This window comes from Variovorax sp. 679, assembly GCF_003952185.1.
In the GTDB taxonomy this organism is placed as follows: domain Bacteria; phylum Pseudomonadota; class Gammaproteobacteria; order Burkholderiales; family Burkholderiaceae_C; genus Variovorax.
Window position 1 is genome coordinate 146,799 of sequence record NZ_RXFS01000013.1, and the last position, 26,544, is coordinate 173,342.

Below are 26,544 nucleotides of genomic sequence, written 5' to 3' on the forward strand. Positions count from 1 at the left end.
CCGGCGGGAACAATGGCCACGGGCAAGAACCGCTACGGCTGCTTCTTCTTCGCGATGTCCGCCGTGGCGATCTGCTGGCGCAGCCCGCGCAGGCTGGCCTTCACCTTGCGTTCGTTCTCCAGCCCCATGCGCACCATGATCTTCTGGCCTGAAGACATCGACTCCAGCTTGGGATCGGCGTACTCGTAGCGCACCCACGGCCGGGTCGAGGGCACGTCGCCCTTCACCTCGACCAGCCGCACTTGCACCGGGCCCGCTGGCTCGGGAGCCTGCAGCAAGTGGTCGATGACTGCGATGAGCCGGTCGTTGAAGTAGCGGCCCGGATAGCCCAGCTCTTCATACGCCTGCTGGAACAGCGGATAGAGCTTTGCATACACGGCCGCGGCCTTGGCCGGATCGACCGACTGGGCCAGCAGCACGATGCCGTTGTAGCGCGCGGCATTGTTGGCCGCGATGGTCTGCACCTGGCCCTGCGGCCCTTCGGTGATGAAGCGCTGCGCCGTGGGCTGCACCGGCCATGCACTGGCGGGCGCCTGTTCGCGCGCGAGGTTGTCGACGGTGGCGACGAAGCGCCGCACGATGCCGTCGGAACGCAGGAATTCGGCGACGTGCTTGCCGCCGATCAGCTCCGTCAGCGCCTTCGTCACGCGCGCGTCGGAATCGGCCAGCTTGGGCAACGCTGCATCGGGTGGCGCGAGCGCATCGACCGGGTTCTGCGGGCCGGTGGGCGCGGCGGCAGGCGGCGGCGGCGCGGGCGCGTCGTTGGGCGCCGCTGCCACCGGCACGGGCTCGACGGGCTTCTGCTGATCCTGATACCAGCGCCAGCCGAAGAAGGCCGCCACGAGCAGCACCAGCACGACGGCGGCGATGGCTCCGATGGGCGCTTCGCGGCGGGGTCTGAACTCGGGGGCTTCGCGGGTGTCGGTATCGGGCATGAGGGCGGCTCCTTGTGCGGGAAGGTCAGAGGAAGCGAACGGCTATGGTGCCCCAGAACGGGCTGCACGCCAGCCTTGTCGTCGTAACGCCCTGTGACGCGCCCGCGGCGCGGAAGTTCACCCGCCCGTTCAATCCGCGAGCCGCACAACGTGAGCCTGTCGCGGATCGACCTTGCCTGCATGCAGGTCGGCGATCACGGACTGCGCATGCGCGAAGCCTTCGCCCTGCGCCAGCGTCATCCACCGGTTGCCGGGCCTGCTGAGTTCCGCAATGAAGCTGCCCTGTGCCTCGTTGAAGCGGCGGTTGACCTCCTGCGGGCCCCAGTCGGCATTGCGCTTCCTGATCTGCACGGGGGCGAAGTAGAGCTGTGGCGTGGGCCCGGGCAGCGAGGTGGTGTCGCCGAGAAATTCCGTCTTCTGCGCGGAGCCCGCGTAGCAGTCGTACACCAGCGATTCGCCGAAGTGATGGTGGATGGTGGCGCGCAGCTCGTCGTTGCCCGAGAAGTCGACGTACAGCGTGGGCACGTTGGTCGGCAGCGTCGTCACTTCCTCATAGGCCAGCGTGCGGTCGTAGCAGCCGAGGCCTTCCACGAAAGCGCGATTGGCGTTGGACGTTGCCGCAATCAATTGCAGCCCTTCGCGCTGGCGCAGGCAGAAGGCCGTGCCGAACGCGGTCTTGCTCGACGCGCTCGACACCACCACCTGCTTCGCACCGAAGAAGCCGTTGTCCTCCAGGAAATCGGCCAGCATGAACGAGGTGATGAACAGCGGCCGCACCAGCATCTGGTAATCCTCCAGCGCAGCGACGTAGCCTGCGTCATTGCTGCAGCGCATGTACTGGTTGTAGGCCGACACCAGTTCGCTGCGATGCGGCGCACCGTCGTAGAAGCCGCGCGCCGTCACGCGAACCGGCTGCATGCGCAGGTGGCTCGCGATCGGGAAGTAGCCGTAGAAGCGCTCGCCCACCGACACGCCCTCGACGTTCGACGCCGCCACGTCGGCGAAGCCCCAGGCCGGCATGTGACCCCAGTCGGCGTCGCCGGTCGGGAAGAACTGCCAGTACTTCATGACCGCGTCGCCGAAGGCCGCGTAGGTGATGTTGTTGGTGGTCAGCGAGAAGCGGCCGATCTTCATCAGCACCTCGCCGGGCAGCAGCGCGCCGCTGTCCTGCGCGGTCACGACACGGGTGGTTCCGAGGGCGTTCTTGCGCGTCTGGAGGCGGGTTAAAGTGAATGCGTTGTTCATTCGCAAACTGTATGGCGGCCCGTCGCGCGGCGGGTTCGGAAAACCGTCGATGCCGGAAGCCCCCCGCTCCAAGCCCCTGAAACGCCCCACGCAGGCACGCAGCAAGTTCACCGTGCAGGCGATCTACGACGCCTTTGTTCGGATTTGGTCCGCGCACGGCTGGGAAGGCGTGACCACCCGCGCCGTAGCGCTGGAAACCGGCATCGCCGTCGGCACGCTCTACGACTACTTTCCCGACAAGGAAGCCCTGCTCTCGGGCTACGTGCGCCACTGCATCGAGGCGCTGCTCGCGCGGCTCGATGCGGAAGTCGTCGCACCTTCTGACATCGGCTGGCAGGCCCGCGTAAAACGCCTGGTGCGCATCACCTGCGACACCCGGCTCGAAGGACTACCCGCTTTCGACCACCAGATGCTGATGCTCGAACACCGCGTGGCCGAGCCCAAGCACCACCGCCGCGTGTACGACGAACTGGCCGACAGATGGCTCAAGGCCTTTGCCGCCTGCACCGACCTGCAGCCGCCCCCCTCGCCCGCCACGGTCCACGCGCTGCTGACAGCGGCGTGGGGTGGCCGCCGCTATCGCCTGCTGGTGCAGCCCGAATCGGGCAACGCCGAATGGGTGGCCGAGATGGAAGCGATGGTCATGGCGCGCTTGGCTGCGCGCTGAGCGATTGCAGCCAGGCCAGCGTGGCCTGCAGCTCTGCCGGACGGATCTCGTGCGCGCCCGGAAAGTCGGTGCCCGACAACGCCAGCGGCAACGTGCGCGCAAACTCGCGCGTGGCCTGCGCGGCGCTCGGCGGAATCACGTTGTCGGCGCTGCCATGGCTCACCCAGAGCGCCTTGCCTTCGAAGGCTTCGGGCTGCGCGACATGCGGCAACACCTGCGGCAGCAGCCGGCTGTGCCACACCATGGCCGCGCGCACGCTGTCGGGCCTGGTCAGCAGCAGCGACAGCGCCATGATCCCGCCCTGGCTGAAGCCGCCGACCACCACGCGCTCCGCAGGCACGCCGAGCTGCTTGGCTGCCGAGACGATCATCTCGCCGACCAGGAAGCGGCTTTCGCGCTCCTGCTCTTCGTCGATGCGGCGCTCGCCACCGGGCAGCATCTGGAATTCGAACCAAGCGTAGGAGTCGGGCGACAGCACATAGGGCGCACGCAGGCTCAGCACATGGAACTGCGGTGGCATCAGCCTCGCCAGGCCGAACAAATCTTGCTCGTTGCTGCCCACGCCGTGCATCAGCACCAGCAGCCAGGGCTCGCGGACATCGGGTTGCGCGCCGTGCGCGAGGAACTTCAGGGGCAGATGCAGTTGGGTCATGGTTCAGCAGGCTGGATGGATAGGCTCGAAAAAGTCCCGCTGAACGTCAACGGAACCCACGCGCCAGCTCGCGCGTGACTTCGGCTGCAGGCACCTCGCGGCAGCCCGTGGCGTTCTGCCCCGACCACAGCGGAGAAAAATCGCCGCTGCCCTGCGCCTCGGCCTTGGCACGCAGGGGTGCGATGCCCGAGGTAGCCAGCGGAAACTCCGGCGCCGCCGCGCCGATGGGGCCCAGTTCGCGCATCACGCGGTTCACGATGCCGCGCGCCGGCCGGCCGGTAAAGAGATTGGTGAGCGCCGTGTGCCGCGCCGCCTTGCCCTTGAGCGCCGCGCGGTGGATCGCGCTGGTGGTCGCCTCTGGCGTCAGCATGTAGGCCGTGCCGACCTGCACACCCGCCGCACCCAGCGCCATGGCAGCAGCCACGCCGTTGGCATCCGCGATGCCGCCGGCCGCGATCACCGGCACCTTGACCGCATGCACCAGCTGCGGCAACAGCGCGAAGGTGCCGAGTTGCCTCGTCAGGTCGTGCGACAGGAAATGGCCCCGATGTCCACCTGCTTCGAGCCCCTGCGCGATGACCGCATCCACGCCGCGCGCCTCGAGCCACTGCGCCTCTTCCACCGTGGTGGCCGAGGCCAGCACCTTCGCGCCCCAGCCGTGCACCCGCGCCATCAGCGCCTCGGGCGGCAGGCCGAAATGAAAGCTCACCACCGGCGGCTTGAACTCGGCCAGCAGGTCGGCCACCTCGGCGCTGAACGGGTTGCGGCCCGGGCCGGCGGGGATGCTCGCCGCATCGATGCCGAACTCGGCGTAGTACGGCGCGAGCGCGGCGCGCCACGTTGCCTCGCGTTCGGCACTCGGCTCGGGCGGCGTATGGCAGAAGAAGTTGACGTTGTAGGGCTTGCCTGTGCCCGCGCGGATGGCGGCGAGCTCGCTGCGCATGACGTCGGGGCTCAGCATGGCACCGGGCAGCGAACCCAGGCCGCCGGCGTTGCTGACCGCGATGACCAGCGCGCTGCCTTGCACGCCGGCCATAGGGGCCTGGATGAGCGGGAGTTCGGTGCCGAGGAGTTGTTGCAGCGTGGTCATTCGAAAGCGCTCCTTTTATGTCGAATGCCGGTGATTCTCCGGCCAAGCCGGAGGCTGCCGCAGCAGCAGGGTCATCGCCCCGCGTTCCTCTTCAGCTCACTCCTCGCTGGTCCACTCCACGCGCACGCCCAGGCTGCGCAGGTTTTCCACGAAGCGCGGATGCGCGCGGCGGATAGGCGCGGCGTTGCGGATCTCGGAGCGGCCCTCGATGCTCGCCGCCACCATGAACAGCGCGATCGCCACGCGGATGATGTAGGGGCTCTCGACCACCGCGGGCGTCAGCGGATTGCCGCCGAAGGTGATGAGCCGGTGCGGGTCGGACGAGAACACGTGCGCGCCGAACTTCGACAGCTCGCCCGTCCAGCCCAGCGCCCCGTCGTACACCTTGTTCCAGAACATCGCGTTGCCCTGGGCGCGCACGCCCAGCGCGATGAAGATCGGCAGCAGATCGACCGGAAAGTACGGCCACGGCGCCGCCTCCACCTTGGTGAGCACGTTGCTCGTGAAAGGCGTCTGCACCTTCAGCGGGCCGCTGCGGATGGCGCGCGACCAGCCGTCCTCGTGCACGATCTGCACGCCGAACTTGGCGAAGGTGCGGTCCAGCAGCGGAAAGTTTTCGGGTGCGCTGTTGCGCACGATCACGTCGCCGCCGGTAATGGCGCCCAACGCAAGGAAGGTGGTGATCTCGTGGAAGTCCTCGTCGAAGCGGAACTCCCCGCCCTTGAGCGTGCCGCCGCCGTGCACCGTGAGCCGCGAGGTACCGATGCCCTCGATGCGCACGCCGATCATGGTCATGAAGCGGCAGAACTCCTGCACGTGCGGCTCCGAGGCCGCGTTGGTCAGCGTCGAGGTGCCGTCCGTCGCGGCCGCGCACAGCACGAAGTTCTCGGTGGTCGTGACCGAGGCGTAGTCCAGCCAGTGGTCGGTCGGCGTGAGCCTGCTCTTGCTGCGAACCAGCAGCGAGCCTTCGGTGCGCTCCACCTCGCCGCCGAAGCGCTGGAACACCTCCACGTGCGGATCGATCTCGCGCACGCCCAGCGTGCAGCCCTTGACGTTGTCCTCCAGCCGGGCCACGCCGAAGCGCGCCAGAAGCGGCGGCACCAGCATGATCGACGAACGCATCTCCTCGGGCAGCCGGTGGCGCGAGGCGTCGAAGGCCGTCTCGCGGTGGTGCAGCTCGAGCGTTCCCGTCTCGTGGTCCATGCGCACGTCGCTGCCCAGGGTGCGGAAGATGTCGAGGATCTTGCGAACGTCGGTGATGTCGGGCACACCGTGCAGGCGCAGCGGCTCCCAGGTGAGCAAGGTGGCACAGAGCACCGGCAGCACGGCATTCTTGTTGGCGGAGGGGGTGACGCGGCCACGCAGCGGCGTACCGCCGTGCACGATGAGGTTGGACATGGAGGAAAGCGAGACGGAAGCGGGAGGCGGTGGAGAAAAGGTGCGGAGACAATCCGAAACCGGAAGCGAGAACTTTACCGTCTGAAAGCGGCATGAACGGCACCGAAGTTGTAAGAACTTCAACGCTGGAGCCGCTCAAATAACAATTCTTTCGCGTTACATGCGAGCAATTTTTTCAAACCACCCCCTATGCGCACGCTTGAAGACCTGATCGACACCAAGGACGCCGCACGTCCTCTCGTCAGGGAACGGGCGCAAGGCGCCAGCCACCCCTTCGAGATTCTGGCCCCCTCCGAAGACCAGAACCGCGTGCTGCTTGCGCTCCAGGTCACGACGCGCTCGACCATGGGTGCTGTTGCATACGAGACAGGCGGCCTGCTGATCGACCACGGGTGGCTGCGGGTGCTGGGCTCGGGACATCCGAAGCTGGCCCGCAACATCGTCGACTGGAACAAGGGGCGCTCTTCCGGCTTCCTTCTCGTTGCAGACGACGTGGTCGGAGGCTTCTTCGCTCTCAACGGCGGTGGGCTCGGGGACGATGCCGGCGCCATGTACTACTGGGCGCCCGATACCCTGGCGTGGGAATCGCTCGAGATCGGCTACAGCGACTTCCTAGGGTGGGCATCGACCGACCGGCTGCAGGCTTTCTACGCCGACTTGCGCTGGAGCGGCTGGGAAGCCGACATGAAAAGCGTAGGGGCAGACCAGTGTTTCAGCTTCTACCCCTTCCTGTGGACGAAAGAAGGGTCTGTGCAAGCCAGTGCCCGAAAGGCCGTGAGCATTGCCGAGCAGTACGCGCTCAACAAGGAACTGGCAACCACCACCGGCAAGTAGCTCAGACTTCGCAGCAGCGTGAGGCTCATGCCGACCCGCGATTCACGACGAACTTGTTACTCACCTGCCCCGCCCTTGTCCAAATAGATTGTTGCCTCCAGCCAGCCCTTCCCGCTGGCCATGCAACCTCGAAAGGACAGGACAAATGAACCACGCCTACACCGGCGGCTGCGCGTGCGGCGCAATCCGCTACGAAATTCCGGCCGAGCCGATCTTCCAGAACCATTGCCAGTGCCTCCAGTGCCAGCACAAGAGCGGCACCGGCCACGGCTCGTACCTCAGCTTCCCGCGCGGCGGCACAAAGCAAAGCGGCAATGCCACGCTGTGGGACATGGTTGGCGACAGCGGCAACGTCAAGACACGCGCCTTCTGCCCGACCTGCGGCTCGCCCGTGTACATGACCTATGCGGCGATGCCCGACGTCATCACCGTGCATGCCGCAAGCCTCGACGACCCGAGCAGGTTCAAGCCGCAGGCGGTCACGTACGGCGTGCGCGGGCACGCGTGGGATTTTCTGGATCCGGCGCTGACGAAGTTCGACAGGATGCCGCCGGGGTAAGCAAGGGCAGGCCCTCCTGGCAGGCGCCAGTCGTGCGGCGGCACCATGACTTTGTGCACTTATCGCGATGCGGAAGCCGTTTCGACAATGCACCGCCATGTCGTCGAACCCGCCCTCGCCATCGTCTGTCTACCCTCGCATCAAGGCAGCGGACTTTCTCCGGACAGTCGAGCCGATGCTCGACGAGATCGAGGCACGGGGCGGCGACAGCGGCCTGCTGGTGACCTATACGCTCGACACGCCGACCCAGTTCATCGCCTTGACGAACGAAGGCATGGCAAGTCTGGGGCTGACCCCGGAGGAACTCATCGCCATGCATCCAGACAGAGAGCCGTCGAGGCGCGCATGCCTGGGCGCCCTGTCGCTGACGATGCTGCTTGCAAGCGTCGCGGGGTGTGCATCTTCAAGAGGTACCTCGAACGACGACGCATCGGCGGCGAATCGTCCCCGGCGCGACGAGTGGAACGAGAGGGAGGCGCGTGAAAAGTGGCAGGAGGAAAAGCGCAGGGATGACGAATACAAGAGCCGGCGCGAGAGCAGTCAGCGAGAGAAGGAGCAGCAGATGCAAGCGTTCAAGGAGCAGATGAAAACGGACGCGAAGGAGCAGCGGCGCATCGAAGCCGACCCGAGGGAGAGGGCTGCCAGGGACCTGAAGAACGAATTCCAGCGCAAGTACGGCCCTCTGCGCTGAGGCCACGCGTTGTCTGCGTCCAAGGCATCGGACCGGGCCGAATCCGGCTCTCGTCAGCCTGCCTCGCTCGGCTCTTCCTTCGCAGGCCACAGCTGGATCTCCGAGGCCTCTACAAAGCCGTAGCCCTTGCGCACGGCCAGAAGCGCAGGTTCGAGAATCATCTGGTAGTCGGACGCGAACGCCTCGATGTCGTCATCGCCGGGGTCTTCGTCCCAGGCGAAGATGAGCGCGCGGCGGTGCTTCTGCAGCAGCTCAACCAGCAGCCCTGTCTTCTCGGGCGGCACGTAGCCGCCGAGCGAATAGTTGAAATGGATGGTGGTCCGCATCTTCTCCTGAAGCATCGGGAAGTCACGAAGCAGATCGGCGAACAGTGAGGCGGGCGTCTCGAAGACGTGCGACACGTCGACCCCGATGCGCTCGAACAATGCGGTGGGCCAGACTCGCCCCCGGTTCTGCCAGCTCGGCAGCACCTGCGCCGCGAGGTTGAGGATCTCGTAGGAGATCGAGCCCACGAGTTCGCTCGCCGGCTCGGGCCACATGAAGCCTTCGGCGTCGATCTCGGTCGTGGTGTCTTCCCGGCATTCCCAGATGTGCCGCCACTGTTCCAGGCGGCGCCGCATCCGGGCCATCAAGGCATCGGGAGTCATCGCCTCGTCCGGGACGCTCTCCTCGGGCGGCAGGTGCGCAGCCAACGGATAGAAGCCGTCCAGCACGGCACGAACCTCGGGCCTGACTTCGGGCCCGACAAGATGGCGCCGCGCATCGAGCTTCGCGAGCATCCGCAACGCGACCGCATCGATCGCCGACTCGTCGGTGATGTCGCAAGCCTCGTAGGCCGCCAGCTCGCGCAGGGCGTCTTCCGCGTCGTCGGCTTCGATGAAATAGGGGCGCCCCCACTGCGCCTGATACGCGTTGAAGCCGGGAATGCCGGCGCCGCGCACCGGCTGTGAAGAGAATTCCCCGGGCGGCGCGCCGGCGTGCTCGCGCACTGCCTTCGCCTGATCCGCATAGATGGCGTGCTGCAGATTCACGACACGCTCGCACCAGCGGCTGGCACGGTAGCTCACGAGTTGCCGCCGGGCCGCGTCCCGCACGAGATCCTCCAGCCCGTCAGAGGTGGCTCGGCGCATGTACGGAACAAGGCGCTCCCTGATCAGGCGGACATCCACGGCAAGGTTGCTGACGTCGTAACCCATTGCTTCCCTTTCATCGTCGAGGCTCGCGTCCGCGGATGGCATCCGCGGCACCGGCGCGCGATTCTGGAAGAAAAGGCAAGACGCGCCATCTGACGAAAGTCATTCATGTCGCCCGGCCAGGACAAGCTGCTACCGATGCACCGGCCCTACTCCGCCAGCGCCTCGCACTGGACTTCGATCCGGGCGTGAAGCAGGCCCAGCGTTGCGGAAAGAAGGCGCTGCAGCGACTCGCGCTGGCAGGTATCGAAGAGCGGCGCGGGGTCTGCGTCGGATGCTGCCGCGTCGCGCCGGTCTTCGTCCCAGCCGAGCAGCTGGACCAGCGTCTGCGCGCCTTGCACGATGTCGCGCGCGTCGTTCAGGAATGCGGCCTGGCTTTGCCGGGAAGAATCGAGCCGGTCGCCTTGCACCCATTCGAAGGGCTTGAACTGGGCTGAGGGGCGATAACGAGCGTTGGTGCTCGCGCCGTTTGAAGAAGCATTGGCCGTCATGGGCCTCCCAAGGATGTCGATTTGCAGAAACCGACGCACCCGCTGTCAAACGAGGGCGGCAGCTCGAACGGGTTGACAGACCGGGACATCCTTGCGGAAACCGGCAGGGCGCGAGCCCTCCCGTTCGAGCCGCCAAAAAGGGGCACGAACGAAAAAGCCGCAGACCAAGTGCGGTAGCTGCGGCTTTCGTCGCAGGATGTCAGCGGGCTGTCAAACCCGGCCCCGCTCATCACGAGGCGGGGGCAATGTAAGCGGTGTCGATGGAGCCCGTCAAGCCTGGAAGCGATGGTCGTCGCACTGAACTCACCAGGCCAATCGGCGAATTGCGCACTCGCTGAGACCAAACGCTGATTGCAACAGTGATGTACCGCCTGCAGTCAGCCCCATGCGGCCAGCGTCTGCGACGCCATCATCGACACTGGCAGGTCTTGGGGCCATGCGAGGTTCCCGTCGCAGCGCGTTCTGGAGGAACCAATGAACCGTCTCGCCAGCCTCGCGCAGTACAGGTAGCCCGGCAAATTTCGGCCCCTATCGCGCCACCGGAGTTTCCACTCCTGCCAAATCCAAACAACGCTCCCATCAAGGCGAAGGCAACGAAAACAGCCAATGCAATCAGGCCTGAGGGCAGCTTGCGGCTTGACTTTGTTTTCGCAGATCGCCGGTGGTTGGTCATGGCGCAATCTTGAAGACCGAGGCCCGAAGGGCGCTTGGCCTTGTCCTGAATGAATGGAACGGTGATGAAGAGCGCACTTCTGATGGAGGCTGAGAGTCTGCTTACGGCAAGGTCGAACGTCGGCATGGGGCCCATTGCAGTCATCGAACTCATTCGGAAGCTGACATTCAAACGTGAGCTCACCTGTCTAGAAACAACGTCTCAAAAATGCACTATTGTGCAAAGCGCAGAAGGATTTCGGGATCGCTTTTCTGCGCAGTTTTCCCAACCGTCGCCAAGAGCGAATAGATGGCAGCGAGCAGAGAGATTTGAGCGCTTTCATTCTGTTTTGCGCCCAGAATACTTCGAGACCAATCCAGAAGCGCCCCCGCATCTTCTTGACTATGCGTGAAGCCATAGAGCACCCGAAATCCGCTGACAGTAGCGCCGACATGGTCTGGCAGTAGCCTTGTGAACCGCCATCCCTTACGTTCAACGAAATCCGCAACCTGATCGAGTCCACGGCGCTCTCCAAAGCAGATCGAACGAAGGCTAATGAGCATGAGCAGTGCCGGACACCCATAGGCGGCAGCATCATCGATCTTCGTAGGCAGATGGCGACTGACTCCAAGCGAGCCTTGGAATGCTTGCTCAGGCAATGCGGCCAACGCAGTTAGGGCCGCAACAAATCCCTCCTCACAGAGGATCTGATCCGATGCGGATGATTCAGACTCCCAGCGCTCAAGTATCAGTTGTGCGTCTGTCCAAAAGGATTTCTTCCTTTCGAACTCGGCTTCAGCCATTCCGGCCAAATACTCGTTGGAATGATCGACTAGTGCATCAAGATCAAGCGGAGCCGGGCGAACGTTTGCTTGGCGAAGGTCAGTCGACTGAAGAGGCAAAAGTTTTTGAACCTTTTCGAAGAGAGCCAGTAATTCAGGATCGGCACGCAAAGTCATAGCGCGTTGATGAGGTTGGGGTTTCGCAATCTGCAATCGTCTGGTTGTGGCCGAGTGGAGTCTACGACTCCCGATGCCAATGAATGAACACAGCGTTGCCACGTGAGCTCAGCAGTAACACATGCCCAAAACAATGCTCGCATCCATTTATGACGTGAAAGCACTCATCTACCGGCGTCAACAAATTGATCGTCGCGACACTTTCCACTCGAGCAAGATCGCGTCTAATGGATTCGAGAATCCCCTGCAGGTGGGCCGGGTCTGCCGCCTCTATTTGAGCTCGCACGGGCTCAATGGACTGATCAGCGCTGAGACATGATGCCCAAAAGGTGTCGAGTTCATGCTTGGATGCGACCGTGTTCTGCAAGACATGAACATAGCCAGACCCAGTTTCCACTTCCACCCTTGACACAACACGATGGCTTCCCGCTGAGGGAGGCTCAGCTGCGTGGAGGAGGATCTGATCGGTGCGATGAGTTGCACTCATGAGTTGAAGTGGAACGAGATATTCAAGTTCGCTTGCTCAGGGCTATGTCCGCTTGTGGCCGCGTTGTGCCGGCTCGGCGAACGGCCGGTTCTGGCCGCAGTCCGTCATCCTATTGCTGGTTGTCGCGCCCATGCTCTCATAGTCTATTGACCAACTGCATGTATCGCCAGACGCCCCAAACCACGCCCACAGCGATACCAGCTGCCACGCTCCAGCCCACCGAAACACCGGCGATGAAACTCAGAAAGAGCATCAACGCGACCGATGCGAGACTAATGTAGGTCAATGTGATGAAGTCAAAGCGCGCGATCTCGCGCGCGTCCTCGGAGAATGCGCGGTCGTCGTGACCGCGCTTGCGGCGCTGCCCTCTGAAGAGCACTACGTCAATGATGAACTCGAAGATTCCGACGACGAAATCCGTCAGCAAGCTGAACATGAAGCTCCTTTGAATGTCCGCAATTGGTCGACTGTAGCCGGACAGGCTGTCAGTGCAAAAACTCGAACCCGTCTTGCGCCTCGCTCCGAAGCTGCCAATCGCAGATACAGCGTGGCAGCGCCCGAGCCGGCTGTCCTCGCGGCATCGAAGCCTTTGCCCTCCAACCGCAGTCTCTTTCCCGCGGCTCGCTCTTCTTCATCAGCCTCGTCTGCTCGAATGGCATTGGTCTATACGAAACATATATACTTCGCATACATTTCATACAGAGTCTGCCAATGGGCATCGTAAAAATCTCCGACCTCATGCACGAGAACCTGCGCGTGGCAGGCAACGCGCTCGGCAGGTCCATCAACGGCCAGGCCGAGCACTGGATGCGGGTCGGCATGCTGACCGAGCTGCACCCGGAGCTGGATCACCGTGAAATCTGCCAGCTGCTGATACAGGCCGAACTTTCGGGGGGCCTGGACATCCTCGCGGCTGCCACAGCCCAACCGGCGACGCCCCGGTCGTCTTCCGCCGGAAAGCGCTGATGGCACGCGGCATCGTCATCAAGTCCCCCGAGCAGATCGAGATGGCGCGGCGGGCCGGCAGGCTTGCGGCGGAGGTCCTCGGCATGATCGAGCCCCATGTCGTGCCCGGGGTGAGCACGGAAGAGCTCGACCGGATCTGCAACGACTACATCGTGAACGTGCAGGGCACCATCCCGGCCAACGTGGGCTATCTCGGCTATCCCAAGACCATCCTCACATCCGTCAACCAGGTGGTCTGCCACGGCATCCCCTCCCCCGACAAGATCCTGAAGAAGGGCGACATCGTCAACATCGACGTCGCCGTCATCAAGGACGGCTGGTTCGGCGACACCAGCCGGATGTTCTTCGTGGGAGAGCCCAGTGTGTTGGCCCGTCGCCTTGTGGAGACCACGTACGAAGCCATGCTGGCAGGCATTCGCGAGGTCAGGCCCGGAGCGACGCTGGGCGATGTCGGCCATGCCATCCAGTCGGTCGCTCACCGCGAGCATTTCAGCGTGGTGCGCGAATACTGCGGACACGGCATCGGGCAGGTCTATCACGAGGACCTGCAGGTGCTGCACTTCGGGCGGCGCGGCGAAGGGCTCAGGCTGGTGCCGGGAATGATCTTCACCATCGAACCGATGCTGAACGCAGGCAGGCTCGAGACCAGGCAGTTGCCCGATGGATGGACGGTGGTGACGAAGGACAGGTCGCTGTCCGCCCAGTGGGAACACATGGTGGCCGTGACGCCGGATGGCTACGCAGTGCTTACGCCATGGCCCGGGGGCACGGGGACTTACCCGTCGGTCTGATCGCGAGGCCCGATGCCCTGGCCGACACGGGGAGGCAGCGTCTCGTATCGAGGCAACGAGTCGGTGATCTCGAACCACGGCGCCTTCGACCCGACGTACACATGGCAGACAGGCCTGACCTGCGGATCGTCGTCGAGCACGCCGAGCGCAAGGCCATAGACGGCCGGCTTCGCGTCGAACTTGCTGATGAGGCTGGAGCCGCACACCGAGCAGAACCCACGGTGCTCGCCGGGCGACGACTCGTAGTACCGGACCAGTTCTTCACCCCTGCTCCAGCGAAACTCCTTTGCGAGCGCCTTGGCTCGCGCGCGGAAGGCCGTGCCGTGCGCCTTGCGGCACATCGAGCAATGGCAATACAGCGGGTCTTTCAGCGCGCCGTCGATCTCGAACGCCACGCCTTGGCAGAGACAGCTTCCTCTCAGCATCGATCAGCCTCCTTCCGATTGATGATTCACTTCAAACGCGGATTCGAGTGCAGTGAATCACTCCTGCTGTCGCGATGCCAAGTCGTCACTTGTTCATCGCGGTCAACACGGCCGTGGTCATGGCCTGGATCCCCATCTTGATGGAAGGCTCCGGAACCGGAGCGAAGAAGGGCGAGTGATTGAACGGCAGCGGCTTGCCACCGGGCTTCAGCGATTCGGCGACGTCCTTCGGGTCGCTCACGCCGACAAAGAAGAACATCGACGGCACGCCTGCGTTCACGTACTCGGAGAAATCTTCGCTTGCCGTGATGGGCGGCACCTGCACCACCTTGGCTGCGCCCAGTTGTGCCTTGAGTGCCGCGACCGTGCGCTGGACAACGGCCTCGTCGTTGATGACCGCCGCGCCACCGTCCCCGAACTCGATCGCAGGCTCGGGCGCCCCCGCCATCGCGGCTGCCGCCTTCGCGGTGCGCCGGATTCCGGCCAGCATCTTCTCGCGCACTTCGGGCTTGTAGCTGCGAACAGTGCCCCGGAGCAAGACCGTGTCGGGAATGATGTTGCCCGCGGTGCCGCCCTGGATCGCGCCGATGGTCACGACGCCGAACTCGGCCGGATCCTTCTCGCGACTGACCACTGTCTGCACGTCGGTCACGAAGTGCGCGGCGATCACGATGGGGTCGATGGTCTTGTCGGGTGCCGAGCCGTGACCACCACGCCCCTTGAACGTGATTTCGAGGCCATCGGCGGCGGAGGTAATGGCGCCGACGCGGTACCCCACGAAACCATATGGCGAGGGGCTCGTGTGCAGGGCGAACGCGAAGTCGGGCTTGGGGAAGCGCTTGAACAGACCGTCGGCCAGCATGGCCTTGGCGCCGCCACCGGCCTCCTCCGCCGGCTGGCCGATGAACATCAGCGTGCCCTTCCACTGGTCCTTGAGCGCAATCAGCGTTCGCGCGGTCCCGACCCAGCTCGCCATGTGGATGTCATGCCCGCAGCTGTGCGCGACGAAGGTCTCGCGGCCATTCCAGTCGGCCTTGGCCTTGCTGGCATAAGGCAGGCCTGTCTTCTCTTCCATCGGCAGCGCGTCGAGCTCCGTGCGCACGAGCACCGTGGGTCCCGAGCCGTTCTTGTAGATCGCGACAACACCGGTGCGGCCGACCTTCTCGGTCACTTCGAAGCCCAGATCACGCATCTCCGCCGCGAGCCTGGATGCCGTGCGAGTCTCCCTGAAACTCAACTCCGGGTTGGCGTGGATGTCCTTGTAGATCGTCTCGAGCTGCGGGTACATGCCGTCGACGAGCGCATCGATGCGCGGCGTGGGCTTCTCCGCGAAGGCGACTGGCGCGACGGCGCACATGACGAGAGCAGAAAGAGAAAGTCGGCGGAAGGTTGGCAGGGGCATCGGATGTCTCGTTGATTTGAAATGGTTGCGACGCCGTGCGGACTCGAATGGCCGTATGCGGTCCCGACGCACGGAAACCGGAATCTAGAGAGCGGCCAATCCAAAGTCCAATGCATTGTTGTTTGCGTTGCCATAATTTGATCTCATGGCAACTGCATGGCCTCGACGATGACGCTCGTACAACTGCGGCACCTGATCTCGCTGGCCGAGACCGCCTCCTTCACGCGATCGGCGGAAGCACTCTTCCTCACGCAGCCTGCGCTGAGCCGCAGCATCCACGCACTCGAGGAAGAGTTGGGCCGCAAGCTGTTCGATCGCGTGGGGCGGCGCAGCGAGCTCACCCAATTCGGCCGCGATGTGCTGCAGCAGGCCCGTCAGCTGGTGTTCGATGCCGACGAACTCGTGGCGTCCGGCGGACGCAAGCTCGGAGGCCGCACCGGCACATTGCGCGTCGGCCTGGGCTCCGGGCCCGGCACGCTGCTGACCAGGCCACTGATGGCGGGCATGGCTCGGCGCGGTGCGACGATCCGCGTGGACATCCTGCGCGGCGAAGGCAGCCGGCTCTTGCAGGCACTTCGCGACCGCCAACTGGATGCGGTGCTCATGGAGGTGCGATCGCTCAGGCCGGCGACGGACCTGCACGTGGAGACGGTGGCCGAGATGCGCGGAGCCTTCATGTGCCGGGCCGGCCATCCGCTCGCGCGAAAGCGCGGCGCGCTCAGCTTCGATGCCGTGCGCGAGTACCCGATCGCCTCGACCAAGCTGGGCGACGAAGTGGTGCGCGAGATGGTCGATGCCTACGGCCCCGAAGGGCATCCCGACGAGTGCGTGAGCCTGCGCTGCAACGAGCTGTCGAGCCTGGTCGAGGTGGTGCGCGACAGCGATGCGATCCTGTTCGCGATCCGCGCGGCCGCGCCGGACCTGGTGGAGCTGCCTGTGAGGCCCGCAATAGCGACCCGGGCGCTGTTCGGGTTGATCACGCTCGCGGGGCGTACCGAACTGCCCGCGCTGTCGATGCTGCGTGAGCTGATCGCGAAGACGCTGCGCGATTGAGCTCTGCTGCCTCTCGAAAGGACGCATGAAGCGCGCCGCGGTCCGATGCCTGTGACAACATCATCCGGCCACAGCCAGACATCTGAAGCAGCGGTGTTGCGAGGTGTCAGTGACTCGCGGGGGGTTCGATGGTCTCGGTATGCGGATCGACGTGTGAGGTCGATCAAAGAGCTTGTCCAGCTCATGGCTGCGGCACGTTCACGGTGTTCGCTTTATATTGCTCGCCGAACAACGGAGAGAAATCACCATGGCAAAAGCCTACTGGGTCAGCGCATACCGCGCCATCAGTGACACCGACAAACTTGCGGCCTATGCAAAGCTGGCCGGCCCCGCGATCACCGGCGGCGGCGGGCGCTTCCTGGCACGCGGCCTGCCGGCCAAGGTCTACGAATACGGCCTGGCCCAACGTACCGTGGTGGTCGAGTTCGACAGCCTCGCGCATGCCACGGCTGTGCACGACAGCCCCGAATACCAGGCAGCGCTTGCGGCGCTGGGTGATGGCGCCGAACGGGATCTGCGGATCATTGAAGGCATTGAGTAGCCACGGGCGGGCCCTGTCGGCATTCGAGCCGCCCGCCCCACGTCAAGACGCGTTGCGGCGCAGGAACATGTGCGTGGCGCGCTCGCCTGCCACCTGCCGTTCGCATCTGTAGCCTAGCGCCGGCAGATCCAGGCCAGCGAACAGTGCTTCGCCCTTGCCCAGCAGCACCGGCCGCACGGCCAGGTGCAGTTCGTCGATCAGGCCGGCCTTCAGATATTCGCGCACGGTAGCCGCACCGCCACCCAAGCGCACGTCGCGACCACCCGCGGCGGCGCGTGCCTGCGCAAGCGCATCGTGGATGCCGCCGGTGACGAAGTGAAAGGTCGTGCCGCCTTTCATTGCCAGCGGCGCTCGGGCATGGTGGGTCAGCACGAAGACCGGCACGTGGTACGGGGGCTCGTCGCCCCACCAGCCTTTCCAGCTCTCGTCGGGCCAGGGGCCGCGCACCGGCCCGAACATGTTGCGCCCGAGGATCCAGGCGCCGATCTCGACGAAGCTCTGTTCGGCCATCGCGTTGTCGACGCCGGTCTCGCCGTTGGTCTCGCCCGTCTTCTGCATCTGCTGCCAGACGCGCGTGGGAAAGAACCAGTCCATGAGTTCGGGGCCGCGAACGCCCAGCGGGTGCTGCAGGCTCTGATCCGGGCCGGCCGCGAAACCGTCTAGCGAAACGCCGAAGCTGCGCACGAGCAATCGGGTCATGAGGCTTGTCTCCTGCAAGAAGCGGGGCTGCAGTTTAGACCTTGAGAGTTCCCTTCCCGCGAATCGCGGTCGCGATTGTTCGGGTTGACCAAAGCCGGAACGACGAAATGCCCGAAGACCACAAGACAGTTCTCGCGAACGCCAACGCCGCGATCATGGACCGGCCCTGATGGCGCAGCGCGCCATTGCAGCCTCACCCCTTCGACAACCTCCGCCGAGCCTTCACCGCCGAGGCCAGCCCCTCCAGCACCGGCACCGTCTGCGCGAAGCCGATGCAGGCATCGGTGATCGAGACCCCGTGCTTCAGCGCAACGCCGGGCTTCAGGTCCTGCCGCCCCTCTTCCAGGTGGCTCTCGATCATGATGCCGGTGATGCGGCTCTCGCCGCCCGCGATCTGGGCCGCCACATCTTCCGCGACCACGATCTGCCGCTGGTGCTGCTTGCTGCTGTTGCCGTGCGAGACATCGATCATCACCTGGGGCCGCAGGCCGCTTGCCTCCAGCGTCTCGCAGCAGGCCGCCACGTCGGCGGCCGAATAGTTGGGGGCCTTGCCGCCGCGCAGGATCACGTGGCAGTCGTCGTTGCCGCGAGTCTCGAAGATGGCGGCCATGCCCATCTTGGTCATGCCCATGAAGGCGTGCGGCGCACGCGCAGCGAGGATGGCGTCGGCCGCCACCTTGATGCTGCCGTCGGTGCCGTTCTTGAAGCCGACCGGGCAGCTCAGGCCCGAAGCCAGTTGCCTGTGGCTCTGGCTCTCGGTGGTGCGTGCGCCGATGGCGCCCCAGGCGATCAGGTCGGCAATGAACTGCGGGCTCAGCAGGTCCAGGAATTCGGTGCCGGTCGGCAGGCCCAGGGTGGTCAGCTCGAGCAGCAGGCGCCGGGCGCGCTCCAGGCCTTCGTTGATGGCGAAGCTGCCATCCAGGTGCGGATCGTTGATGTAGCCCTTCCAGCCGACGGTGGTGCGCGGCTTCTCGAAGTAGGCGCGCATCACGATGAGCAGGTCGTCCTGCAGGGAATCGGCAACCTTCTTCAGGCGCTGCGCGTATTCGATGGCCTGGTCGTGGTCATGGATGGAGCACGGGCCGACCACGACCACCAGCCGGTCGTCGCGGCCGTGCAGCACGTCGGCGATCGCCGCGCGGCTGCTTTCCACCAGTGCCAGTGTGTTGTCGCGAACGGGCACGCGTTCCTGCAGGAGCGCGGGCGTGATGAGCGGACGGACGGCGCCGATGCGCACGTCGTCGATGCGGGTGGTGTCGAGGGTGCTGTCGCGGGAGCCGATTTCGGCGTCGTGGAGGGGGTCGTCGAGGCGGGACATGGTCGTGGCTGTGATTCGGGATTGATGGCTTCCCCGATTGTCCTCCCGGCGCCACCCAGCCCAGGGCGGCTCACTTCCCCACGGCGATGAGGCACCAGACGATGGCCACCAGCTGCCCTATGTTGATCAGGATCGCAATGATGTGGGTCCTGCGGAACCCCGGTATCGCATCCATGTAGTTCGACTGGATCTGCGCCCCGAGCGCATCCATCTTCGGAATGACCCTCCGGCGCAGGACGACGGCAACCGCCGCCAGCACGGCCGCGCCTGCCGCGATCCACGGGCGGCCCGCGGTGGCGAAGCTGAGCGCCGTCGCGGAGGCGGTCACGAATGCCGCGACGTAGTAGATGTTGAAGAAGCCCCGCACGAAGCGGGCGTCGAGCGGCGTGTCGTGCTTCAGCACCAGCAGCGGGATGGAGCCCATGATGAAGTACGCCGTCGTGACGAGAAGTGCCACCGTGAAGAACAGGGCGGCGAACATGGCAGCAGGCATCTTGACGTCCTCCATGCGGTGGGAGAGCCCGGCGGAGACCAACCCGTCCCCCCGGCAGGCAGGGCCGTCGTCCGCAGGACGGCGATGGTGCCACATCGGCAGGTGGGCTCATAGGTGGCGCCGCGCGCCAGCCGGCGGGTGCCAATGTTTCAGGGTATTCCCGTAGGCACCTCTGGAGCGACCGCAGCGAGGCCGACCTGATCGAGGCTTCGCCCCACCGGAATCCGTAGAAATTGCGTATTCGCGTCTGTTCGGGCGTTTGCCTGGGGGTGTGCTGGAGGACAATCTTTTGCATACATAGGCCAGACAACAAATACCCCAGCGCCATGACACTCGACGAACTCTTTGCCAATGACGAGTCGCTTCCCACCGTGCCGAGGGTGGTGTCCGACCTGATGGAAATGCTGCGCGACGACGAGGTGTCCTTCGCGGCCATCGCGCATCGGGTCGAACTCGACCAGGTGCTCGCGGCCAAGGTGCTGCAGATGGTCAACTCGCCGCTCTTCGGACTGCGGCGCAAGATTTCCTCGATACAGGGCGCGATCCTGATGCTCGGGCTCTCCGCCATCCGGTCGGTGGTCGTTAGTTCGGGGCTGGCGGGAGCCTTCAGGAAGGTGAATGGCGTCGGCCTCCCGGCCTTCTGGGCGCACAGCCTGCGCGTGGCGTCGGTCTCGAGGTACCTGGCGACAAAGACACGGCACGTCGACCCCAACCTGGCCTTCACCGCGGGCAGCATGCACGCCATCGGCCACCTGATCATGGCGCAGGCGATGCCCGAGCGCATGGCGGCGCTGAATGCCGCCCACCCCTTCGAGGCGCTGGGGCGCGCGCAGCTCGAACTCGTCGAGTTCGGCTATCACTATGGCGACGTGAGCGCGTCCCTGGCGCAACGCTGGGGCTTCGCTCCCGACCTGGTCAGCGCGCTTTCCAGCTTCGTGAGTCCGACCAGTTCGGAACACCCCGATGTGCTCGGCGGCATCCTGCACCTTGCCGTGTGGCGCGTGGCCCTGGAGCGCCAGGGGGTGGACCTCGGCAACATCGGCGGCTTCTGGCCGAGCCAGTCGGCAATGGCCGTCGGCATCACCGAGGACATCGTCCAGGAAATGCCGGCGCCGCGAGAGCTTGCGGCCGATCTCGAATCGATGATCGCCTGACGCCGGTGCCGGCGGTCACGCAGGCCGCGTACCGGACAACACCTCGCGCAGCCTCTGGTGTGCTGCGCCATCCCACACGATGGGCTGCTGGTTCTTCGCACGCAGGTAGTGGTGGGTGAACACCAGAAGATAGGCCTCCAGCGTCTGTTCGGCGACATGCTCGCCCGCCAGGTTCATGCACATCGCGGCCACCTCGCTGGTGCAGAAGTGGTCGTCGCGGCCGGAGTTGCGCAGCTTGTATTGCGTGATCTGCTCCGGCTGCAGGCTCAGCACCGGCAGCCGGTCGAGATAGGGGCTCCTGCGGAACATCTTGCGCGCCTCGGCCCAAGTCGCATCGAACAGGATGAAGAGCGGGCGCTTCCCGACAGCACTGCCCTCGGAGCCGGGCGACTCGACGGCCTCGACCACCCGCTCGGGCGCCGCATACTGCCCCGGAAACACCACGTAGGGTTGCCATTGCGGGTCGCTCAACAGCGCCAGCAGCGCCGGATCGGTTTCGGTGCGGGCCCAGCCGAAAGCGAAGGTGTCGGCCACGACGTCGGCGACCAGCCATCCGGTGTTGGTCGGCTTGAGCGGCTCGATGTCCGCCATCAGCAGGCACACCCCCGCGCGCGTGGCGATCGAAGGACGCATGGCGCACATGCAATGGCTGGGCACCAGGCGGCAGCCCGCGCAACGCTCGCGCTTGAAGCCGCCACGGGCTAGAAAGGGCTTGGCGCTTCGTGCCAGGCGCGCGGCGCGAAGGAGGGAAACGGCATGGGGCATGCGGGGGATTCTCGGCTGTGTCGCCGCCGACGCTCGCGGCGATCAGGCTGCTGCTGCGTCGCGGTCGATGCCCGCCACCAGTTCCCGCAGCCATGCCCGGTGGCTGCTGAAGCTCCCGAGCTGCTCCTCCGCGGCCTCTCTCTCCGCCAGATGCCGCTCCAGGAAGCGGAAGCCGACCCGCGCCGCAGCCTCGCGCAGGGTTTCGTCGGACAGCTCGCATTCGTAGAGAAAGTCGAATCGGGTTGCCCAGAGCCCCTGCTCCGTGCCGGCGACGCACTCGAACCCGGCAGGATCTTCGATGCTGAACTCGATGAACTCCAGGCCGCCCTCCGTCTCCCGGAGGCCGCAGACCCTGCTGCCGTGGTCCCACAGCGGAACCAGCGTCGGCCCCTCGGGCACGCCGGCACCGCGGTAGGCATGGAACGGCGGCCCCAGGCAGGAGTCGCGGAACGCCTCGTGGATGCACTGGCCGGCCGCCAGCTGCATCAACGGGGCGGACATGCCCAGCCGCTGCAGCTGGGGCATTCGCAGGTGTTCTTCGACCACGGCCATGTTTCTTTCTCTTGATCCTTCTCGCACGTCGGTCCGGATCATGGCGCATGAGGGCCCCGGCGGCTCAGGGCGCGGGCGTCGGCGTGATCTTGCGGATCTTGTGGTTGAACTGGTCGGCCACGTAGACGTTGCCCGCGGCGTCCACCGCCACGCCGTAGGGAGTGTTGAACGACGCTGCCTTGCCCACGTCGTCCTTCGCCCCGGGTCTGCCCGCGGTACCCGCCAGGGTCCTGACCATGCCGTCCGGCGTGATCCTGCGGATCACGTGGGCCGTGCTGTCGGCCACGTAGAGGCTGCCACTGGAGTCGATCGCGATGCCCACCGGGAAGGAGAAGGTCGCGTCGTTGCCCTTCCCGTCGCCGGAACCGCTCGTGCTCCGCTTGCCGAGCGGCGTCGTGACCACACCCTGCGGCGTGATCTTGCGGATCACGTGGCTGCCGAAGTCGGTCACGAACATGTTGCCCGCGGCGTCCATTGCGATGCCGGCGGGCACGCTGAAGGTCGCGCTCGTGCCGGTGCCGTCGTCCGTGCCCTGGGCGCCCGAGCCCGCGAAGGTGCTGACCTCGAGGTCCGGCGCGATCTTGCGGATCTTCCGGCCCTGCGAGTCGCCGATGAAAAGATTGTTCTGCGCGTCGAAGGCAATGCCCGAAGGCTGGTTGAAAGACGCGCTGGTGCCGTGCCCGTCGACCGAACTGAAGCTGCCGGACCCCGCCAGCGTGCTCACCGCCCCTGCCGGCGTGACCTTGCGAACCGTGTTGCCCATGAGCTCGGTCAGGTAGATGTTGCCTGCGGCATCCAGGGCCAGGTCGAAAGGATCGGAGAGGGTTCCGCCAGCGCCGCTGCCCGCCACGGTCGTGACGGCGCCCGAGGGCGAAACCTTGCGGATCAGCTTGTACCGGGTATCGGTCACGTAGAGGTTGCCAGCTGCATCCACCCTCACGCCCCTGGGCCTGGCGAACTCGGCGGAGAGCCCGTTGCCGTCGAGCATGCCCTCGGTGCCCGAGCCGGCCAGTGTCGAGACCGTCGCCCGAGCCTCCGCGCAGGTGACCGTCACGCCGGCGACCTCGGCGGCTGCGCTGCCGCTGCCATTGCTCACCGTGCAGAACTGCCACAGCGGCTGGGTGCGCACCGTGACGGCGTAGGCGCTGCCCTCCTTGATGGGGGTCGCGAAGCTGAACTTGCCGTCCGCCGTGAGCGTCAGGTCATCGCCCGCGTTGTTCTGCAGCACGAGCTTGCCGCTCGTGATGCCGCTGAGGGTTCCACCGATCGCATGCGTCGCGACGGGTGTCTCGGGCTGAGGCTGCGGTTGCGCGACGGGCGCCAGCGGAACGAAGCCGCCTCCTCCGGAACCTCCTCCGCAGGAGGCCAGGACCATGATGGCCGCGGCGACGGCGCAGAAGCGGGCAAGAGGAGTCGAACGGGACGAGAACATCGGTTTCCTTTTCTTGTTCTTGGGCGTTGCGCCTGGCGGCGAAACGACGGTTTTCGACAACCGCGGCCGGCTCCGGAAGAAAAATTCCAGAGGCAGCGATATGTCTTGGTTGAAGCGCGCAGATCCCGGGCGGAGCAAGAACGCCCCCCGCGAGAGCGGCCGGGAAGTCTGAAGATCCTTATCTTCGTTAACTATTTGTGTCCCAGCTATCCCCGAAATGAGGGATATCAGGGCGCAAGCGCGCGCGGGCCGGCGTCCTGAAACGCAGGCCCTAGACCAGCCGCAGGTCCTTGGGCGCCACGCCGTCGAACACCTTCGCGAGCTGCGCCGGCGACAGCCCGTACATCCGCTGGAACAGCCCGCCGAACACCGCGCGGTACTCGTTGAGCACCGGATAGTCGCGGTTCTGGAACAGCGTGGCCTGCGTCAGCGCCTGCTGCTCGCCGACCACTCGCCCGCCCGCCTGCGCCGAGAGCCCGCCGCCCAGCACCCAGTAGACGGTGCCATGGCCGTGGTCGGTGCCCCGGTTGCCGTTCTCGCGGAAGGTGCGGCCGAACTCGCTGATGACGACCACCACGGTCTGGCGCCATGCGTCCTCGCCCATCTCCTGCGCGAAGCCGGCCACGCCCCGACCCAGTTCCTCGAAGCGGTTGGCCAGGTAGCCGGTGGCACCGCCCTGCCCCACATGGGTGTCCCAGCCGCCGATGTCGACGAAGCCGAGGTCGAAGCGGTCGCGCATCAGCAAGGCCATGCGGCGCGCCACCAGCTCGAAGCCCTTGGCCGACATGGCGTTGCGGCTGGCCGCGTCCATCTCGGCCTGCACCGCGCGCATCACCTCGTCGCGCACCTGGAAGCCTTCGGCCACCGGCTGGGCCAGCGGGGTGTTGCGGTACATGGCCGTGATGACCTGGCTCTGCCGCGCGTCGATGCCCGAGCGCGCATTGCCCGCGATCGCCATGTTGGCGGCCTTGGCGCTGCCGCGCATCGAGATCGGCAGCTGGTCGGTGAATGCGATGGGCGACACGTCGGTGACCGGCCCTGCGCCGAGCACGCCGGCCAGCCGGTTGAGAAAGCCCGAGCGGTAGTCGCGGCGCTTGTCCAGCGCCTGGCCCAGTTCGATGGAGTCCTGCGTCTCGAAGTGGCTGCGCGTGAGGTCGTCGGTGCCGGCGAAGGCAATGAACGAGGCCTGCTTCTGCTGGAACATCGGCATCACGCTCTGCGCCAGCGCCGGGTGCAGGCCCCAGTTGCCGTCCAGCGGCAGCGCGCCGTTGGGCGAGCCGGGTCGCGCAATGGCGATGTTGGGGCGCGAGGCGTAGTAGAAGTCGCTGCCCGTGGGCACGAGCAGGTTGCTGCAGTCGTACGCGCCGCGCAGGAACACGACCAGCAGCTTGGCGCCTTCGGCGGAAGGTGCGGCCATCACCCTGGCGGCGGCACCCGTGAACGGCACGGCGGCTGCGAGCTTCAGGAGTTCTCGACGTTGCATGACGGTGTGTCCTTCTTCCTGGTCAACGGCGCATCAGCTCGGGCGAAGCCAGCAGGAAGGTGTTCCACTCCTGCGGATTCTTCGCCTGCGCCAGCGCCTCGCGCGTGTCCGCGCTCATGCTCCCCTGCATCGTGCGCACCGCGCGCGAATCGGCCAGCGGCGGGAACGCCGGCTTCTCCAGCGGCGCCTTGTCGTCCGCTCGGAACAGCACCGCACCGTTCGCGCCGATGGCGCGCGCGATCTCGAAGCGCGTGTTCATCTGCCCCGCGCTGGCCCAGGCGGCCTCGTTGAGCGGATAGCCGTCGGGCGTCTCGTGGCCGTAAAGCTGCTCGCCCATTCGGTTGATCCAGCCGAGCATCGGGTTCACATTCGACACCACGCGGTCGTCGTACGCGAGCCGCACGCCGGCAATCACGTAGTGCACCGGGTCGCGGAACTTGCGGCCCAGCGAGGCGGTGAACTCGGGCGACTCGAACAGCGCCTTCAGCGTGACGGCGATGTCGCCGTCGCTGCGCGTGAAGGCCGCCGCCATGCGGTCGACCAGCGCCTGCGGCGGATCGTCGGAGACGAAGTACACGGCCAGCTTGCGCGAGACGAAGCGTGCGGTGGCCGGCGCGCGCGCAAGGCGGTCGAGCGCTTCGTCGGCTTCGGCAAGGCCGCTGCTCTTGATGGGCAGGCCCAGCAGCGTCTTCGGCCCGTAGTCGTGCCGGTTCGGGTTGAACTCGAAGAGGCCCTTGCGTACGTAGTCGGCGCGCACGGCCGGCCGCACGTTCGGTGGCGGCGCGTCGAGCGGCTGGTAGCTCACGCCCACGCCGGTGAGCACGCGCGCAAGTTCCTGCACGTCGCCCTGCGTGTAGCCGCTGCCCACGCCCAGCGTGTGCAGCTCCATGAGTTCGCGTGCGTAGTTCTCGTTGATGCGGTTGGCGGCGTTCTGCGCGTTGTCGAGGTAGCGCAGCATCGCCGGGTGGTGCAGCGTGGCGCCGAGCAGGTCGCGGAACCTGCCGAGCGCATGCGGGCGGATGGCGTTGTCTTCGTAGTCGCCCACCATCGCGCGGATGTTGTCCTTGCGCAGGTTCACGTTGAAGTGGTTCATCCAGAACCAGGTCATCTGCTCCTGCAGCTGGTTGGGCGAATAGAGCGCGCGCAACACGAAGCGCTGCTGCGCCTCTCGCACCAGCGTGTTGAGCCGCTGCTGGTAGGCCTGCCGCGCCGCCTTCTTCTGGTCTTCGTCGGGCAAGGCATCGGCCGCCTTGCGCTGCGCATCGAGCTCCGTCACGAGCTGGTCGAGCGGCATGCGCGAGATTTCCATCGCGTCGATCTGCGCCTGCGCGGCCGGCGGCAGCGGTGCGGGGCGTGGGTTGAGCTGGTCGCGCATCCACAGCGGCAGGCCCCGCTTCGCAAGCTGCGCGTCGCTGCTTGCATTGGCTCCCCAGCTCACGCGATCAAGCCAGCGCAGCCGCGTGGCTTCGTTCACCTGCGCAGAAGGCAGCGACACCGAAAGAAGCGGCCGGTGATCCCCCGGCGCGCTCGCGCAGGCCGCGAGCAGCGCCAGCGCACATGCGCCAAGCGCCATCGAGGCGCGCCGCGTGGAGAAGAACGGCGAAACAGAAGCGGCCG

The 26,544-nt window shown here is 65.7% G+C and carries 28 protein-coding genes; 9 read left to right on the top strand and 19 right to left on the bottom strand.

Going from position 1 to position 26,544, the window contains the following annotated elements; translation table 11 throughout:
- Positions 1-32: 32 nt before the first annotated feature.
- On the bottom strand, positions 33-935 hold the full coding sequence (locus tag EJO71_RS28855; protein ID WP_125952088.1) for a DUF3014 domain-containing protein: 903 nt from the start codon (positions 933-935) through the stop codon (positions 33-35).
- A 129-nt stretch (positions 936-1,064) separates the two neighbouring features.
- Positions 1,065-2,180, bottom strand: coding sequence for a DUF2855 family protein (locus EJO71_RS28860; protein WP_125952089.1), 1,116 nt, complete (start codon positions 2,178-2,180; stop codon positions 1,065-1,067).
- Between the two features lie 49 nt (positions 2,181-2,229).
- On the opposite strand from EJO71_RS28860, the gene EJO71_RS28865 reads away from it, so the two are divergent.
- Entirely contained in the window at positions 2,230-2,847 is a 618-nt protein-coding gene (locus EJO71_RS28865; protein ID WP_125952090.1) for a TetR/AcrR family transcriptional regulator, read from the top strand.
- On the opposite strand, the gene EJO71_RS28870 is transcribed toward EJO71_RS28865, so the two are convergent.
- The 3 genes from EJO71_RS28870 to EJO71_RS28880 form a co-directional block, all read right to left on the bottom strand.
- Positions 2,822-3,499 (bottom strand): dienelactone hydrolase family protein, encoded by a 678-nt coding sequence (locus tag EJO71_RS28870; RefSeq protein ID WP_125952091.1) that lies wholly within the window; start codon positions 3,497-3,499, stop codon positions 2,822-2,824. The genes EJO71_RS28865 and EJO71_RS28870 overlap by 26 nt on opposite strands.
- A 46-nt stretch (positions 3,500-3,545) precedes the next feature.
- A complete protein-coding gene (locus EJO71_RS28875) occupies positions 3,546-4,589 on the bottom strand; it encodes a nitronate monooxygenase (RefSeq protein ID WP_125952092.1) in 1,044 nt (347 codons plus the stop codon).
- Between the two features lie 96 nt (positions 4,590-4,685).
- Positions 4,686-5,987 (bottom strand): UDP-N-acetylglucosamine 1-carboxyvinyltransferase, encoded by a 1,302-nt coding sequence (locus EJO71_RS28880; protein ID WP_125952093.1) that lies wholly within the window; start codon positions 5,985-5,987, stop codon positions 4,686-4,688.
- 189 nt (positions 5,988-6,176) lie between these two features.
- Between EJO71_RS28880 and EJO71_RS28885 the strand changes: the two genes are divergently transcribed.
- The 3 genes from EJO71_RS28885 (at position 6,177) to EJO71_RS28895 (ending at position 8,071) form a co-directional block, all read left to right on the top strand.
- The gene (locus EJO71_RS28885; protein WP_125952094.1) at positions 6,177-6,821 is read left to right on the top strand and encodes a DUF2625 domain-containing protein; all 645 of its coding nucleotides are present in this window, start codon (positions 6,177-6,179) and stop codon (positions 6,819-6,821) included.
- Positions 6,822-6,966: 145 nt separating this feature from the next.
- On the top strand, positions 6,967-7,380 hold the full coding sequence (locus tag EJO71_RS28890) for a GFA family protein (protein ID WP_125952095.1): 414 nt from the start codon (positions 6,967-6,969) through the stop codon (positions 7,378-7,380).
- A 175-nt stretch (positions 7,381-7,555) separates the two neighbouring features.
- Positions 7,556-8,071 (top strand): hypothetical protein, encoded by a 516-nt coding sequence (locus tag EJO71_RS28895; protein WP_125952096.1) that lies wholly within the window; start codon positions 7,556-7,558, stop codon positions 8,069-8,071.
- 53 nt (positions 8,072-8,124) lie between these two features.
- Here the strand turns inward: EJO71_RS28895 and EJO71_RS28900 are convergent, their stop codons facing one another.
- From EJO71_RS28900 to EJO71_RS28915, 4 genes are all read right to left on the bottom strand, one after another.
- Complete coding sequence (locus EJO71_RS28900; RefSeq protein WP_125952097.1) at positions 8,125-9,267, bottom strand: hypothetical protein; 1,143 nt, start codon at positions 9,265-9,267, stop codon at positions 8,125-8,127.
- Positions 9,268-9,413: 146 nt separating this feature from the next.
- Positions 9,414-9,755: a hypothetical protein gene (locus EJO71_RS28905; protein WP_125952098.1), complete on the bottom strand. Its 342-nt coding sequence runs from the start codon at positions 9,753-9,755 to the stop codon at positions 9,414-9,416.
- An 885-nt stretch (positions 9,756-10,640) separates the two neighbouring features.
- The gene (locus tag EJO71_RS28910; protein ID WP_125952099.1) at positions 10,641-11,366 is read right to left on the bottom strand and encodes a hypothetical protein; all 726 of its coding nucleotides are present in this window, start codon (positions 11,364-11,366) and stop codon (positions 10,641-10,643) included.
- A gap of 623 nt (positions 11,367-11,989) precedes the next feature.
- Positions 11,990-12,289: a hypothetical protein gene (locus EJO71_RS28915; RefSeq protein ID WP_125952100.1), complete on the bottom strand. Its 300-nt coding sequence runs from the start codon at positions 12,287-12,289 to the stop codon at positions 11,990-11,992.
- A gap of 275 nt (positions 12,290-12,564) precedes the next feature.
- Here EJO71_RS28915 and EJO71_RS28920 point away from each other — a divergent pair, with 275 nt between their 5' ends.
- The gene (locus EJO71_RS28920) at positions 12,565-12,819 is read left to right on the top strand and encodes a ParD-like family protein (RefSeq protein WP_125952101.1); all 255 of its coding nucleotides are present in this window, start codon (positions 12,565-12,567) and stop codon (positions 12,817-12,819) included.
- Complete coding sequence (gene map, locus EJO71_RS28925) at positions 12,819-13,610, top strand: type I methionyl aminopeptidase (protein WP_125952102.1); 792 nt, start codon at positions 12,819-12,821, stop codon at positions 13,608-13,610. Before EJO71_RS28920 ends, map begins: the two co-directional genes overlap by 1 nt.
- Here map and EJO71_RS28930 read toward each other — a convergent pair.
- Together EJO71_RS28930 and EJO71_RS28935 are read right to left on the bottom strand one after the other, a co-directional pair.
- Positions 13,595-14,035 (bottom strand): GFA family protein, encoded by a 441-nt coding sequence (locus tag EJO71_RS28930; protein WP_125952103.1) that lies wholly within the window; start codon positions 14,033-14,035, stop codon positions 13,595-13,597. The genes map and EJO71_RS28930 overlap by 16 nt on opposite strands.
- Before the next feature lie 85 nt (positions 14,036-14,120).
- Complete coding sequence (locus tag EJO71_RS28935; protein WP_240651553.1) at positions 14,121-15,392, bottom strand: amidohydrolase; 1,272 nt, start codon at positions 15,390-15,392, stop codon at positions 14,121-14,123.
- 213 nt (positions 15,393-15,605) lie between these two features.
- Between EJO71_RS28935 and EJO71_RS28940 the strand changes: the two genes are divergently transcribed.
- Together EJO71_RS28940 and EJO71_RS28945 are read left to right on the top strand one after the other, a co-directional pair.
- Positions 15,606-16,490 carry a LysR family transcriptional regulator gene (locus EJO71_RS28940; RefSeq protein ID WP_125952105.1) on the top strand — a complete coding sequence of 295 codons (885 nt, stop codon included), beginning with the start codon at positions 15,606-15,608 and terminating at the stop codon, positions 16,488-16,490.
- Positions 16,491-16,737: 247 nt separating this feature from the next.
- Positions 16,738-17,031 (top strand): DUF1330 domain-containing protein, encoded by a 294-nt coding sequence (locus tag EJO71_RS28945; RefSeq protein WP_125952106.1) that lies wholly within the window; start codon positions 16,738-16,740, stop codon positions 17,029-17,031.
- A 42-nt stretch (positions 17,032-17,073) separates the two neighbouring features.
- Here EJO71_RS28945 and EJO71_RS28950 read toward each other — a convergent pair whose 3' ends face one another.
- The 3 genes from EJO71_RS28950 to EJO71_RS28960 form a co-directional block, all read right to left on the bottom strand.
- Positions 17,074-17,730 carry a dihydrofolate reductase family protein gene (locus tag EJO71_RS28950; protein ID WP_125952107.1) on the bottom strand — a complete coding sequence of 219 codons (657 nt, stop codon included), beginning with the start codon at positions 17,728-17,730 and terminating at the stop codon, positions 17,074-17,076.
- A gap of 193 nt (positions 17,731-17,923) precedes the next feature.
- Positions 17,924-19,048: a 3-deoxy-7-phosphoheptulonate synthase gene (locus EJO71_RS28955; RefSeq protein ID WP_125952108.1), complete on the bottom strand. Its 1,125-nt coding sequence runs from the start codon at positions 19,046-19,048 to the stop codon at positions 17,924-17,926.
- Positions 19,049-19,118: 70 nt separating this feature from the next.
- The gene (locus EJO71_RS28960) at positions 19,119-19,541 is read right to left on the bottom strand and encodes a hypothetical protein (protein ID WP_125952109.1); all 423 of its coding nucleotides are present in this window, start codon (positions 19,539-19,541) and stop codon (positions 19,119-19,121) included.
- A 326-nt stretch (positions 19,542-19,867) separates the two neighbouring features.
- Between EJO71_RS28960 and EJO71_RS28965 the strand changes: the two genes are divergently transcribed.
- Complete coding sequence (locus EJO71_RS28965; RefSeq protein WP_125952110.1) at positions 19,868-20,695, top strand: HDOD domain-containing protein; 828 nt, start codon at positions 19,868-19,870, stop codon at positions 20,693-20,695.
- 15 nt (positions 20,696-20,710) lie between these two features.
- Here EJO71_RS28965 and EJO71_RS28970 read toward each other — a convergent pair whose 3' ends face one another.
- The 5 genes from EJO71_RS28970 to EJO71_RS28990 form a co-directional block, all read right to left on the bottom strand.
- Positions 20,711-21,460, bottom strand: coding sequence for a tRNA-uridine aminocarboxypropyltransferase (locus EJO71_RS28970; protein ID WP_125952111.1), 750 nt, complete (start codon positions 21,458-21,460; stop codon positions 20,711-20,713).
- Positions 21,461-21,502: 42 nt separating this feature from the next.
- On the bottom strand, positions 21,503-21,985 hold the full coding sequence (locus EJO71_RS28975; RefSeq protein WP_125952112.1) for a hypothetical protein: 483 nt from the start codon (positions 21,983-21,985) through the stop codon (positions 21,503-21,505).
- A gap of 91 nt (positions 21,986-22,076) precedes the next feature.
- On the bottom strand, positions 22,077-23,444 hold the full coding sequence (locus tag EJO71_RS28980; RefSeq protein ID WP_125952113.1) for an NHL repeat-containing protein: 1,368 nt from the start codon (positions 23,442-23,444) through the stop codon (positions 22,077-22,079).
- 271 nt (positions 23,445-23,715) lie between these two features.
- Positions 23,716-24,927, bottom strand: a complete 1,212-nt coding sequence (locus tag EJO71_RS28985) for a DUF1501 domain-containing protein (RefSeq protein ID WP_125952114.1) — start codon at positions 24,925-24,927, stop codon at positions 23,716-23,718.
- A 22-nt stretch (positions 24,928-24,949) separates the two neighbouring features.
- Positions 24,950-26,500, bottom strand: coding sequence for a DUF1800 domain-containing protein (locus tag EJO71_RS28990; protein WP_125952143.1), 1,551 nt, complete (start codon positions 26,498-26,500; stop codon positions 24,950-24,952).
- Between the last annotated feature and the right edge of the window lie 44 nt (positions 26,501-26,544).

Excerpts from the sequence above, each read along its gene's own strand:
- EJO71_RS28870 (WP_125952091.1), bottom strand. The coding sequence starts at position 3,499 with ATGACCCAACTGCATCTGCCCCTGAAGTTCCTCGCGCACGGCGCGCAA.
- EJO71_RS28935 (WP_240651553.1), bottom strand. The coding sequence starts at position 15,392 with ATGTGCGCCGTCGCGCCAGTCGCCTTCGCGGAGAAGCCCACGCCGCGC.
- EJO71_RS28965 (WP_125952110.1), top strand. The coding sequence starts at position 19,868 with ATGACACTCGACGAACTCTTTGCCAATGACGAGTCGCTTCCCACCGTG.
- EJO71_RS28955 (WP_125952108.1), bottom strand. The coding sequence starts at position 19,048 with ATGTCCCGCCTCGACGACCCCCTCCACGACGCCGAAATCGGCTCCCGC.
- EJO71_RS28975 (WP_125952112.1), bottom strand. The coding sequence starts at position 21,985 with ATGCCCCAGCTGCAGCGGCTGGGCATGTCCGCCCCGTTGATGCAGCTG.
- map (WP_125952102.1), top strand. The coding sequence starts at position 12,819 with ATGGCACGCGGCATCGTCATCAAGTCCCCCGAGCAGATCGAGATGGCG.
- EJO71_RS28920 (WP_125952101.1), top strand. The coding sequence starts at position 12,565 with ATGGGCATCGTAAAAATCTCCGACCTCATGCACGAGAACCTGCGCGTG.
- EJO71_RS28950 (WP_125952107.1), bottom strand. The coding sequence starts at position 17,730 with ATGACCCGATTGCTCGTGCGCAGCTTCGGCGTTTCGCTAGACGGTTTC.
- EJO71_RS28985 (WP_125952114.1), bottom strand. The coding sequence starts at position 24,927 with ATGCAACGTCGAGAACTCCTGAAGCTCGCAGCCGCCGTGCCGTTCACG.
- EJO71_RS28880 (WP_125952093.1), bottom strand. The coding sequence starts at position 5,987 with ATGTCCAACCTCATCGTGCACGGCGGTACGCCGCTGCGTGGCCGCGTC.
- EJO71_RS28885 (WP_125952094.1), top strand. The coding sequence starts at position 6,177 with ATGCGCACGCTTGAAGACCTGATCGACACCAAGGACGCCGCACGTCCT.
- EJO71_RS28960 (WP_125952109.1), bottom strand. The coding sequence starts at position 19,541 with ATGCCTGCTGCCATGTTCGCCGCCCTGTTCTTCACGGTGGCACTTCTC.
- EJO71_RS28855 (WP_125952088.1), bottom strand. The coding sequence starts at position 935 with ATGCCCGATACCGACACCCGCGAAGCCCCCGAGTTCAGACCCCGCCGC.
- EJO71_RS28895 (WP_125952096.1), top strand. The coding sequence starts at position 7,556 with ATGCTCGACGAGATCGAGGCACGGGGCGGCGACAGCGGCCTGCTGGTG.
- EJO71_RS28940 (WP_125952105.1), top strand. The coding sequence starts at position 15,606 with ATGACGCTCGTACAACTGCGGCACCTGATCTCGCTGGCCGAGACCGCC.
- EJO71_RS28875 (WP_125952092.1), bottom strand. The coding sequence starts at position 4,589 with ATGACCACGCTGCAACAACTCCTCGGCACCGAACTCCCGCTCATCCAG.
- EJO71_RS28865 (WP_125952090.1), top strand. The coding sequence starts at position 2,230 with ATGCCGGAAGCCCCCCGCTCCAAGCCCCTGAAACGCCCCACGCAGGCA.
- EJO71_RS28930 (WP_125952103.1), bottom strand. The coding sequence starts at position 14,035 with ATGCTGAGAGGAAGCTGTCTCTGCCAAGGCGTGGCGTTCGAGATCGAC.
- EJO71_RS28915 (WP_125952100.1), bottom strand. The coding sequence starts at position 12,289 with ATGTTCAGCTTGCTGACGGATTTCGTCGTCGGAATCTTCGAGTTCATC.
- EJO71_RS28945 (WP_125952106.1), top strand. The coding sequence starts at position 16,738 with ATGGCAAAAGCCTACTGGGTCAGCGCATACCGCGCCATCAGTGACACC.
- EJO71_RS28905 (WP_125952098.1), bottom strand. The coding sequence starts at position 9,755 with ATGACGGCCAATGCTTCTTCAAACGGCGCGAGCACCAACGCTCGTTAT.
- EJO71_RS28890 (WP_125952095.1), top strand. The coding sequence starts at position 6,967 with ATGAACCACGCCTACACCGGCGGCTGCGCGTGCGGCGCAATCCGCTAC.
- EJO71_RS28990 (WP_125952143.1), bottom strand. The coding sequence starts at position 26,500 with ATGGCGCTTGGCGCATGTGCGCTGGCGCTGCTCGCGGCCTGCGCGAGC.
- EJO71_RS28900 (WP_125952097.1), bottom strand. The coding sequence starts at position 9,267 with ATGGGTTACGACGTCAGCAACCTTGCCGTGGATGTCCGCCTGATCAGG.
- EJO71_RS28860 (WP_125952089.1), bottom strand. The coding sequence starts at position 2,180 with ATGAACAACGCATTCACTTTAACCCGCCTCCAGACGCGCAAGAACGCC.
- EJO71_RS28910 (WP_125952099.1), bottom strand. The coding sequence starts at position 11,366 with ATGACTTTGCGTGCCGATCCTGAATTACTGGCTCTCTTCGAAAAGGTT.
- EJO71_RS28970 (WP_125952111.1), bottom strand. The coding sequence starts at position 21,460 with ATGCCCCATGCCGTTTCCCTCCTTCGCGCCGCGCGCCTGGCACGAAGC.
- EJO71_RS28980 (WP_125952113.1), bottom strand. The coding sequence starts at position 23,444 with ATGTTCTCGTCCCGTTCGACTCCTCTTGCCCGCTTCTGCGCCGTCGCC.